At 58.9% G+C, this 11,271-nt stretch carries 10 protein-coding genes; 7 read left to right on the top strand and 3 right to left on the bottom strand.

Translation table 11 applies throughout. From position 1 onward, the window contains the following. The first annotated feature begins 22 nt into the window (after window positions 1-22). From O3S81_RS25425 to gfa, 6 genes are all read left to right on the top strand, one after another. Complete coding sequence (locus O3S81_RS25425) at window positions 23-1,570, top strand: FAD-dependent oxidoreductase (RefSeq protein ID WP_269347601.1); 1,548 nt, start codon at window positions 23-25, stop codon at window positions 1,568-1,570. Window positions 1,571-1,672: 102 nt separating this feature from the next. Further along, window positions 1,673-3,334 (top strand): electron transfer flavoprotein-ubiquinone oxidoreductase, encoded by a 1,662-nt coding sequence (locus O3S81_RS25420; RefSeq protein ID WP_269347600.1) that lies wholly within the window; start codon window positions 1,673-1,675, stop codon window positions 3,332-3,334. A 23-nt stretch (window positions 3,335-3,357) separates the two neighbouring features. Then, on the top strand, window positions 3,358-3,648 hold the full coding sequence (locus O3S81_RS25415) for a DUF1330 domain-containing protein (RefSeq protein ID WP_269347599.1): 291 nt from the start codon (window positions 3,358-3,360) through the stop codon (window positions 3,646-3,648). 56 nt (window positions 3,649-3,704) lie between these two features. Beyond that, window positions 3,705-4,832 (top strand): S-(hydroxymethyl)glutathione dehydrogenase/class III alcohol dehydrogenase, encoded by a 1,128-nt coding sequence (locus O3S81_RS25410; RefSeq protein ID WP_269347598.1) that lies wholly within the window; start codon window positions 3,705-3,707, stop codon window positions 4,830-4,832. A gap of 3 nt (window positions 4,833-4,835) precedes the next feature. Next, on the top strand, window positions 4,836-5,672 hold the full coding sequence (gene fghA / locus O3S81_RS25405; RefSeq protein ID WP_269347597.1) for an S-formylglutathione hydrolase: 837 nt from the start codon (window positions 4,836-4,838) through the stop codon (window positions 5,670-5,672). A 57-nt stretch (window positions 5,673-5,729) separates the two neighbouring features. Further along, window positions 5,730-6,302, top strand: coding sequence for an S-(hydroxymethyl)glutathione synthase (gene gfa / locus O3S81_RS25400; RefSeq protein ID WP_269347596.1), 573 nt, complete (start codon window positions 5,730-5,732; stop codon window positions 6,300-6,302). 147 nt (window positions 6,303-6,449) lie between these two features. Here the strand turns inward: gfa and O3S81_RS25395 are convergent, their stop codons facing one another. From O3S81_RS25395 to O3S81_RS25385, 3 genes are read right to left on the bottom strand one after another with little or no spacing between them, the layout of a single operon-like run. Further along, the gene (locus O3S81_RS25395) at window positions 6,450-7,727 is read right to left on the bottom strand and encodes a M24 family metallopeptidase (protein ID WP_269347595.1); all 1,278 of its coding nucleotides are present in this window, start codon (window positions 7,725-7,727) and stop codon (window positions 6,450-6,452) included. 13 nt (window positions 7,728-7,740) lie between these two features. After that, entirely contained in the window at window positions 7,741-8,829 is a 1,089-nt protein-coding gene (locus O3S81_RS25390) for a hybrid-cluster NAD(P)-dependent oxidoreductase (protein WP_269347594.1), read from the bottom strand. After that, window positions 8,819-10,072 (bottom strand): aromatic ring-hydroxylating oxygenase subunit alpha, encoded by a 1,254-nt coding sequence (locus O3S81_RS25385; RefSeq protein ID WP_269347593.1) that lies wholly within the window; start codon window positions 10,070-10,072, stop codon window positions 8,819-8,821. The genes O3S81_RS25390 and O3S81_RS25385 overlap by 11 nt, the downstream gene beginning before the upstream one ends. Before the next feature lie 107 nt (window positions 10,073-10,179). On the opposite strand from O3S81_RS25385, the gene O3S81_RS25380 reads away from it, so the two are divergent. Next, on the top strand, window positions 10,180-11,067 hold the full coding sequence (locus tag O3S81_RS25380) for a LysR substrate-binding domain-containing protein (RefSeq protein WP_269347592.1): 888 nt from the start codon (window positions 10,180-10,182) through the stop codon (window positions 11,065-11,067). Window positions 11,068-11,271: the final 204 nt, after the last annotated feature.

Raw genomic sequence — 11,271 nt, 5'->3', positions numbered from 1 at the left:
GAAGGCGATCTAGGGAGCTGTGATGGAAACCGATGCTTTCGAGACTGGTAGCCGCATAACCTCGCTCCGAGACCGTGTTTATGACGTAGTCGTGGTAGGCGCAGGCGCGGTTGGATGTGCGGCCGCCCGCGAATTGGCGGGTCGCGGTTTTGAGACTCTTCTGGTCGATCGGGCTGATATCGGATCGGGCACCTCGTCACGCTCAAGCCGCATGTTGTATTCGGGAGTGGGCTATCTCGCTCCACCATTTCCGCTCTGGCAGATACCTCTTCGGCCGATAGCCGTCCTTAAGCGCTTCCTCTACGCTCGCAACATCATGCACTGTAGGGCCGAACTGCTGAAGGACATGCCAGGCCGTCTCCCCAAGCACAGGTTTCACTATCCCTTTCGAAAGGGCGACAGATATCCTCACTGGCTCGTCGAGTTCGGCTTCCGAATGATGGAGACGCTCTGCAGCCGCGGAGTTCCGCTCGCATTCAGGCGCTTGTCGCCGACCGTGGCAAGTGGGGAAAGCGACCTAGTTGCATCCCTTGGCGGGCCGCTCTCCAGCGTTGGCGTCTTCGACGAGTATATGTACGACTGGCCCGAGCGCATCTGCGTTGACACCGCCTTGGATGCCGAGGCGCGTGGTGCCACGATCCGGACCTATGCAAAGGTCACGGCTATCAGGGAGATAGGACCGCAATGGGAGGTTTCTCTCGAAGATCAGGCGCCAGGCCCGTCTGGGCAGGCGCGTGTCGTCGCCAAGTCGATCGTCAACGCTGCGGGGCCCTGGGTCGATCGTATTCCGGGCGGAGGCGCAGGGAAGAAAAAGCGCGTAGTTGGCAAAAAGGGCGTGAACGTCATGGTACGCCTTCCGGATGCTTGGAGAGGGCAGGGGCTTGAGGCGTTCTCCAGCAAGGGGGAGACGTTTTATGTTTTTCCTTGGGGGGACCATCACTTCATCGGGCCGACCGAGCTTGTCGTTGAGGACGATCCGGACGATGTTCGAGTCCTTGGATCCGAGATCGACTACATTCTCAACGAAGCAAACCTGCTTTTCCCGAAGCTCAATCTCACCAGACATGATGTGCTTCACGCATGGTGCGGAGTCCGGCCCATGTCTACACTGGATGGGGAGACAGTCAGCCTTCCGGTGAGAGCTTTCGAGAATCCGGAAAGACCCGGTCTCATAACGGTCACCGGATCCTACATCATGATGCATCGGCACGCAGGGCGCCTCGTAGCGCAGTGCGTCGAGAAGAAGCTTGGAAAACGAGGCGAGCCGCCAAAGGGCATTCTTCCCCGAAGGGCCAACATGGATATACCTGCGATCGTTCGCGAGGAACATGTGGTCCGTCTCGTAGACCTGATCCGCAGACGCTTGAAAGATGGACTGGATCCGGATCTCGGACGCAGCCGCGTGGAAGAGATTTCGCATATCGCTGCCAGCGCGGCAGGATGGTCGGAAGAGCGGCGGCAGGAGGAGCTTCGACACTTCGAGGAGGATACTTCGCGTGTCTATCAGGAGATGCAGCCGTCTGAGATCAAATCGGGAGGGTCAAGTGAACCTGTCCTTCAGGCTATCTGACGAGCGTTCGTTCAACGCTGGGCAAGTTGTGTGGGAGGCTGCACCGCATGGCCCGTGCAGCACTTTGCACATGGTCAGCAATGACTTCGATGGGAGATGCCGATGAGCGATCAGGAGCTTGCGGAACGTGAATCGATGGAGTTCGATGTCGTGATCGTCGGCGCCGGACCTGCTGGCCTCTCTGCCGCGATCCGGTTGAAGCAGGTCAATCCTGATCTTTCCGTCGTTGTGTTGGAAAAGGGCGCCGAAGTCGGTGCGCATATCCTCTCGGGCGCGGTGGTCGATCCGATCGGCATCGACCGGCTTTTGCCGGGCTGGCGCGAAGAGGAGGGGCATCCCTTCAAGACCGAGGTCAAGGACGACCAGTTCATGTTCCTCGGCCCGGCCGGCTGCATCCGTCTGCCGAATTTCATGATGCCGCCCTTGATGAACAATCACGGCAATTACATCGTCTCGCTTGGCCTCGTCTGTCGCTGGCTGGCGGAAAAGGCGGAAGCGCTCGGCGTCGAGATCTATCCGGGCTTTGCCGCCACCGAAGTGCTTTATAACGACGAAGGCGCCGTCATCGGCGTCGCCACCGGCGATATGGGCATCGAAAAGAACGGCGAGCCGGGTCCGAACTTCACCCGCGGCATGGAACTGCACGGCAAATATGTGCTGATCGGTGAAGGCGTGCGAGGGTCGCTCGCCAAGCAGCTGATTTCCAAATTTGACCTGTCGAAAGATCGCGAGCCGCAGAAATTCGGCATCGGCATCAAGGAACTCTGGCAGGTCAAGCCGGAACACCACAAGCAGGGCCTCGTGCAGCACTCCTTTGGCTGGCCGCTCGGCTTCAAGACCGGCGGTGGCTCGTTCCTGTATCATCTGGAAGATAACCTCGTCGCCGTCGGCTTCGTGGTGCACCTCAACTACAAGAACCCCTATCTTTATCCCTTCGAGGAATTCCAGCGTTTCAAGACGCATCCGGCGATCCGCGACACATTCGAGGGCGGCAAGCGCATCTCCTATGGCGCGCGTGCCATCACCGAGGGCGGTTATCAGTCGGTGCCGAAGCTCACTTTCCCCGGCGGGGCGCTGATCGGCTGTTCCGCCGGTTTCGTCAATGTGCCGCGCATCAAGGGCAGCCATAATGCGGTGCTTTCGGGCATGCTGGCGGCGGAAAAGATCGCCGCGGCGATTTCCGCAGGCCGCGCCCATGACGAGGTGGCCGAGATCGAGGCCGAATGGCGTGAAGGCGATATCGGCAAGGACCTGAAGCGGGTGCGCAACGTCAAGCCGCTGTGGTCGAAATTCGGCACGCTGGTCGGCGTCGGGCTCGGCGGTCTCGACATGTGGACCAACCAGCTGTTCGGCTTTTCCTTCTTCGGCACGCTGAAGCACGGCAAGACGGATGCGCAGAGCTTGGAACCGGCTTCGAAGCACAAGCCGATCGCCTATCCGAAACCGGATGGCGTGTTGACCTTCGACCGCCTGTCCTCGGTGTTCCTGTCCTCCACCAACCATGAAGAGGACCAGCCGGTGCATCTTCAGGTGAAGGACATGGAGTTGCAGAAGCGCTCCGAACACGACGTCTATGCCGGGCCCTCCACGCGTTATTGTCCGGCGGGCGTTTACGAATGGGTGGAGAAGGACGGCAGGCAAGTTTACGTCATCAACGCCCAGAACTGCGTGCATTGCAAGACCTGCGACATCAAGGACCCGAACCAGAACATCAACTGGGTGCCGCCGCAGGGCGGCGAGGGGCCGGTCTATGCGAACATGTAGAATCGAACCAAGGAAAAGCTGAGATGGCCAAGGGATATCTGATTGCACAGCTCACGGTGACGGACCCGACGAAGTACGCGGAGTATGGAACCGCTGCGACGGAAGTTCTCGAGCGCTTCGGTGGTAGGCTTTTCGTACGGCCTGCAAGTGCCGTGGTTGTAGAGGGCGCGCCCCGGCCTCGCATGGCGATCTTCGAATTCGAGAGCCTCGAGCAGGCCAAGGCCTTCTGGGAGAGCGATGAGTATGCTCATGCCAAGGTGCTCCGAGACGGCGCGGCCGACGCCGATTTCATCCTGATAGAAGGCGTGGATTGAAAGCGCGCAGAACAGCCGCACTCACCGATAACAGACGTAGAAAAGGAGATGATACGATGGACGTTCGCGCTGCTGTCGCCGTTCAGGCAGGCAAGCCATTAGAAGTTATGACCGTTCAGCTAGAGGGCCCCCGCGCGGGAGAGGTGCTGATCGAAGTCAAGGCCACCGGCATCTGCCACACCGACGATTTCACCCTCTCGGGCGCCGATCCGGAAGGTCTGTTTCCGGCCATTCTCGGCCATGAGGGTGCAGGTATCGTCGTTGATGTCGGACCCGGTGTCACCTCGGTCAAGAAAGGTGACCACGTCATTCCGCTCTACACGCCGGAATGCCGCGAGTGCTACTCCTGCACCTCGCGCAAGACCAATCTCTGCACCTCGATCCGCGCCACACAGGGCCAGGGCGTGATGCCTGATGGCACCAGCCGTTTCTCGATCGGCAAGGACAAGATCCATCACTATATGGGCTGCTCGACCTTCTCGAACTTCACTGTTCTGCCCGAGATCGCACTCGCCAAGATCAACCCGGACGCGCCCTTCGACAAGGTCTGCTACATCGGCTGCGGCGTGACGACGGGCATAGGTGCGGTCATCAACACCGCCAAGGTCGAGATCGGTTCCACCGCAATCGTCTTCGGTCTCGGCGGCATCGGCCTCAACGTGCTGCAGGGCCTGCGCCTTGCCGGTGCGGACATGATCATCGGCGTCGACATCAACCCGGACCGCAAGGCCTGGGGCGAAAAATTCGGCATGACCCATTTCGTCAATCCGAAGGAAGTCGGTGACGACATCGTGCCCTATCTCGTCAACATGACGAAGCGTAACGGCGACCTGATCGGCGGCGCGGACTATACGTTTGACTGTACCGGCAATACCAGGGTCATGCGCCAGGCGCTGGAAGCCTCGCATCGCGGCTGGGGTAAATCGGTCATCATCGGCGTTGCCGGCGCCGGTCAGGAAATCTCCACGCGTCCGTTCCAGCTGGTCACCGGCCGCAACTGGATGGGCACCGCCTTCGGTGGCGCGCGCGGCCGCACGGATGTGCCGAAGATCGTCGACTGGTACATGGAAGGCAAGATCCAGATCGACCCGATGATCACCCACACCATGCCGCTCGAAGACATCAACAAGGGCTTCGACCTGATGCACAAGGGTGAATCGATCCGCGGCGTCGTGGTGTACTGAACAATGAAGACTATCTCCACCGACAAGTCCTTTGGCGGAATCCAGGGTGTTTACTCGCACCGCTCGGATGTCTGCGGATGCGAGATGACCTTTGCGGTCTTCGTTCCACCGCAGGCGTCCGAGGAAAGGCTACCTGTTCTTTGGTACCTTTCTGGTCTTACGTGTACGCACGCCAACGTCATGGACAAGGGCGAGTATCGGCGGCTGGCCGCCGAACTCGGGCTCATCATAGTGTGCCCGGACACGAGCCCTAGAGGCGAGAGCGTCCCCGACGACCCAGACAACTGGCAGTTTGGAAAAGGGGCGGGGTTCTACCTCGATTCCACCCGAGTCCCTTTCGCCTCGCACTACCGGATGTATAGCTATGTCGTCCACGAGCTTCCTAGGCTGATCGAGAGCGAGTTTCCTGCCGACATGGGACGGCAGGGTATCTTCGGACATTCGATGGGGGGTCACGGTGCCATCACGATCGCTCTGAAAAACCCGGAACGATATCAAAGCTGCTCCGCTTTCGCCCCGATCTCTCATCCAAGCATTTCGGATTGGTCGCGTTCGGCCTTCGAGAAGTATCTCGGAGGGGACCAATCGGACTGGCGGGAGTACGACGCCTGCACGTTGATAGAGGACGGCCGGCGAGTTCGGGATTTGCTTGTGGATCAGGGAACCAGCGACTCCTTTCTTGATGAGGGGCTGCGGCCCAACGATTTGCAAGATGCGTGTCGCAGGGCAGGTATTCCGATGACCCTCAGGATGCAGGAAGGCTACGGCCATTCCTATCTGTTCATATCGACTTTCATGAATGATCACCTGCGCTGGCACGCCGATAGGCTCTGCGGGTGAAGGATGCAGCTTGGCCGGAGCAATCCCGCTCCGGCTCGGGAGGAAAGGGATTACATCATGCCCAGCTTAAATATTCATCCAGTTGTTGATTCAGGTTACCAGGCGACAGACGCAAGCTTCTCAGGCGGAACGCTGGTGTGCGATTGCAGCACTAATCCGGTGAGGGTGAAGGTTGCCGGTGATATCGCGCACAACCACGCTTGTGGCTGCACGAAGTGCTGGAAGCCGGACGGTTCGGCGTTCTCGATCGTTGCCGTCGCTCCGACCGACAAGGTCGAGGTGCTTGAGAACGGCGACAAGCTCGAAGTGGTGGACGCGTCGGCGCTCATTCAACGTCACGCCTGCAAGGACTGCGGCGTTCACATGTATGGCCCGGTTGAGCGTGACCACCCGTTCAAGGGACTCTCGTTCATCCACCCCGAGCGCTTCGATGGAAAGGGATGGGCCAAGCCTGGCTTTGCAGCCTTCGTTTCCTCCATCATCGAGAGCGGCTACGATCCTGCAAAGATGGATGAGGTCCGTTCGACGCTCAAGCAGGCTGGTCTCGAACCTTACGATTGCCTGTCACCGGGACTGATGGACTACATCGCGACATGGACCGCGAGGAAGAGTGGGGCGCTCGCCGCTTGAACGTATGAAGCGGCTGGCGGATGCAGAAGCGCCGCCAGCCACGTTTTCCGGACAACCGAACACCCGCTGCGAGTCTGTCCGCGAACTGAAACTACTTAGACACCAGCCCAAAATCGAAGTGTCTCGAGCCGTTCCTGACTGAGAACCTCACTCGTCCTCCCAGGGGAACGTGTCCAGGCGCTCGGCTCCGCCCGGCGTGACAAGTGCCTGGGTTTCGAGCTTGATGCTTTCGGAGCCGCTCTCCGCGATCAGGCTTTCCACGTTCAGCACCATGCCCTCCTCGATCACCCCTTCGAATTGAGGATCGAAGTCGGGATGTAGCAGGATGCCTGGCCATTCGTCTGCCATGCCCGTTCCATGAACTGCAAGAGTGTAGCGATAGGGCTGATACTTTTCAGGTATCCGCCAGCTCTTCTCGTTGAACTCCCGGAAGGTCATCCCTGACCTGATGATCGAGAGGTTATGCTCGATCTGATCGCGAGCGGCGGAATACAGGCTCTTCTGCTTCCCGGACATCGCCACATGACCGCATGTCCACGATCGCGAAAGGTCGGCGCAGTAGCCATAGGGTCCTATCATGTCCGTGTCGAAGGAGATCATCTCGCCGAGCTGCACCACGTAGTCCGAACATTCCTGATACCACGGGTTCGTTCGAGCTCCTGCTGTGAGGAGCTTCGTCTCGAGCCATTCGCCGCCGCTGCGGGCGTTTTCGAAGTGCAGTTCCGCCCAGATCTCACGCTCGGTGCGACCCGGCTCCGAGACCTTGTACATTCTAGCCATTCCGGCCTCGCAGACCCTGATGGTCCACCGCATGAGTTCGATCTCTTCGGCACTTTTGATGGAGCGCGCCCGTTCTGCGAGTTCCTGTCCGTCGAGAAGCGTGAAGCCTCTTCGCTGAAGTTCTGCCGCAGGAGCAGGCTCGAGACGGTCGACTGCAATGCGCCCGATACCCGAGTGTGAAGAGAGGATGTCTGCTATCTCGTCAGCCCAGGGCTTTATCCGATCCTCGACCAGGTTTCCTGCGGTGAAGAAAAGGAATGACTTGGAGGTGCGGATCTCGTCGATCCCCGGCAGCCCGTCGTTGACGTGCTCGCATCCATCAAACTCGAACATTATCGCCGGACCATCCGCAACGATCAGCGCATATCTGGAAGGATTGTGCATCGTCCAGATGCTCATGTTGGAACAGTCGAACGCATAGCGGATGTTGACCGGGTCATAGAGGAGCAGGGCGGGACAGTCCCATTCATGCATCTGCTGGCGCAGTCTGCCAAGACGATATCGTCTCGCATGATCTAGTGTCGACGCAGGTATGGCGCTCACCAGAGGGCGATCCGCCCCCTCCGGGTTGAGATAGGCCTTCTTACGCTCGTCCTTGAACACATCGGTGTTACCCGAAGCTGTCGTCTCTTTTTCCTTCAGCATCAGAAACTCCGATCTATCGATCAATAACGAGGTCACTGAGGGGCTTGGAGCAGCACGGCAGGAAGAAGCCGGCATCGATCTCACGTTGGCGGATGCCGCCGTTGTGGTTCATCTCAACCGAGCCGGACACAAGCTTTGACTTGCAGGTTCCGCAGACGCCGTTCGAGCACGAGGATGGAAGCCGGACGCTGCCCTTCTTCGCAGCTGCCAGAACGGTCTGTGCAGAGGAGACTTCCAGATTCTTCTTCTGCTTCGAGAACTCGACCTGGTAGAACTTCGCTGCTGGCTGATTTTCAACGATCGCTACTGGCTCGTCGATCACTGCGGCATCGAAGCTCTCCTCGATGTAGTTGCACGGAGGAACACCAAGCTGCTCGCAGATAGAGCGTGCAGCCGACATGAATGGTGCTGGGCCGCAGCACATGACGACCCGCTCCGATATGTCGGGAACCGCCAGCCTGAAGAATTCCGGCGAGATGCGGCCGGTCAGGCCCGGCCACGACTTCTCGCCGACGGTGCTTTCAGGGAGGAACTGCAGACGCAGGCCTTTCATGCGCGTGGCCAGTCCTGAAAGGTCGTGACGGAAGATGAGGTCGCTCGGCGTTCGCGCAGCATGGAGGAACACGATGTCCGCGGCTTCGTAACGATCGGCGAGGTCTCGGGTGATCGACATGACCGGGGTGATCCCCGAGCCTCCGGATAGCAGCAGGAGTTTGTTACTGCCGTTCTTCGGTCGGGTGAAGTGCCCGAGTGGCCCCTGACCCTTGACCGACATTCCCGGCGCCATGTTGTCATGCAGCCAGTTGGAGATTCTTCCGCCAGGAACGCGCTTCACGGTAACCGTGAACGTGTTGGTTCGCTGCGGCGACGAGGAAATGCTGTAGCAGCGCGCCTCTCCTTCCGCGCCTGTGGGGAAGTCGAACAGGAAATACTGCCCGGCCTCGAACTGGAACTGCTTTCCCTCCGGAGAGGCGAACGTGAAGCTTTTGACGTCGTGCGTCTCCTGATCGACGTCGATGCAGACGAGCGTCTCGTCCGTCTCCGGATCCCAGAAAGGACGCGAGCCCGGTGCAAGCTGGACGGAGGTCAGATCAATACCCATGAGCGCGCATCCGGTCGACATACCAAGTGGCGAACTTGTCCAGGCCAATTTCGGAGAACTTCGAGTATGGGCCCGGTCTGTATGCAGGGTCGAGGACGCCGGCGTGCGAGCGTGCTACGAGATCGGCGTCCTGATCGGTGGTCGCAATCCAGACGTCGGTCAGCTTATCGAGATCGTAGTCCTTACCCTCGACGGCGTCCTTGTGAACGAGCCATTTCGTCCTCACGAGCGTTCTTCCTGCCGAGAGGGGGATGACGATGGCTACGACGGCATGGTCACCCATGAAGTGGTTCCAGCCATTCATGCCCCAGAGGTGGACGTCGCCAAGGTCCTTGCGCGTCATATGGCCAAGAAGCTTGGACGAGGCGGCGGTCGCATCGTGGGTCTGGGACTCGCCCGCGCCGGCGATAATGAGCCGCTGGCTCCGGAAGTTCGTTGCACAGTCCAGGAGTTGCTCGACCGCGGCGGAGGGGTAGCCGTCGGCTTCCCAGCCCTTGGTGCGCTCCTCGTAGAGGCGGAAATGCTCCCTGGCCTGTTCCAGGTCTTCCGGGCTGAGAGTTTCCGGATCGAACCCGAAATCCAGGTCGACAAAGGAAACGCAGAGTTCCGGATGGTTCGCGGAGCAATGATAGCACTCGCGGTTGTTCTCCATTGTCAGCTTCCAGTTGCCGTTCTCAATGACGTCGGTCTGATGAGCCACCTTGGCATTTCGGATGTCATATGGAGCGAGACGCTCCAGCATCGTCTCTTCGAGCCTGGCGATGTCTTCCGGCGGATTGTCAGACAGGCAGGCGTAGATCAGTCCTCCGATCGACTTGAAGTTCACGGCCTTGAGGCTGTGGCACTCCTTGTCGAAGTCCTTGCCCATGTGCGGGGCATGAGAGAGTTCGCCTGTGAGCTCGTATGTCCATGTATGGTAGGGACAGACCAGCTTCGAAACGATTGTCGTTCCGGGATCGAGCAGGCGCGATCCGCGATGGCGACAGACGTTGTGAAGCACGCGGATCTCGCCTTCGTCGTCCCGGAGCAGAATTAGACTTGTCTTTCCGATGTCCACGACCGTTGCGTCGCCAGGTTCGGGCACGTCGCAGTCCAGTCCGATGCAGATCCAGTGCTTGTGGAAGAAGACGTCGATATCCGCCTCGAAAACGTCTTCGCGGGTGTACAGGCCCGCTGGCAGCGAGTGGCCCGGTGTGCGTGCTTCAAGAAGAGCGGAAATGTCGGATGGCAGCCTGTTCAGCATAGAGTTCCCCATTGGTTTGATGGAGCGAATTTGCTCTTGCTAAGCAACGTGTTCAACGGCATAAAAAATCACGCTCGCATAACGCAGGCTTATGTGAAGGTCCTGAGATGTTATTTCGGAAACGGCTGCCGTCGCTCACGTCACTGATCATGCTGGAAGCCGTATTGAGGCGAAAGAGCTTCACGACCGCGGCGGGTGAACTTGGGGTCACGCAGGCTGCTGTCAGTCGCCAGATCGGGATTCTCGAAGAAGAGCTTGGAGAGCTGATGTTCGTGCGGAAGCATCGAGCAATCGAGCCTACACCCGCGTGTATTTTACTTGGCACGACGCTCGCTCAGAGCTTCGCCAACATTTCGGATGTGATACACTCCATCAGGAGCTCGTCCCAGGACGTCGTCACCATCGGAGCAACTGTCGCGTTCTCGTCGTTCTGGTTGCTTCCAAGACTTCCTGATTTTCGCGCACAGAATCCCGGCATCCAGATCCGTGTTGTGTCGCAGGACAGCAAGATCGACCTCGACGAGGGGCAAGTGGATGTTGCCATCAGGTTTGGGATACCGCCCTTCAATGATGGCACGGTCATTGCGTCGAGGGGAGACTCTATAACCCCGGTCTGTTCACCGGACTACTTGGAACGTCGAGCCCCTGGTCCTCTAAGTAATACGGATGATCTCATAGACACCGAAGCCGAGGAGAGATCCTGGCTCACTTGGAGCCACTGCATGGCCCGGCTAGGTCTTGGCTTTCCGTTTAAGCCTTCGCTTCGCTTCAATCACTATACCGAAACCATCTCGGCCGCACGTGCGGGGCAGGGTGTTGCATTGGGATGGGGTGTGTTGGTTCAGACATTCCTGGATGATGGAAGCTTGGTCGCCCTCGATGACTCGAGCATCGCAGTGGAGGGAAGATACAACGTTCTCGTACCGTTGAAGTCACGGAGGACGGTGGCCGTAGACCGCGCCTGTTCGTGGTTGACAGCTTCACTCCACGGTTGAAGTACGGCTGGGTCCGTTTCGCCATCCTCGCGGCGTCTTGAGCATGTTCAAATAGGCTCTTACTCGCAGGTCTGGCCAATTGCTACGGTCAACAAAGGAAACGGTGGCTTTTGGGCTGGACGGCGCAGCGAGCGTCCTCGAGAAGGTTTTAATGAGCGCTCAGGCCGGTAAACGTCAGCGAATTAAATTCATTCTTGACGTTCT

This window comes from Agrobacterium sp. SOY23 (assembly GCF_027212525.1).
Classification (GTDB): domain Bacteria; phylum Pseudomonadota; class Alphaproteobacteria; order Rhizobiales; family Rhizobiaceae; genus Agrobacterium; species Agrobacterium tumefaciens_I.
The sequence above is the reverse complement of the archived record's forward strand: the minus strand, read 5'-3'. Positions and strand labels throughout refer to the sequence as shown.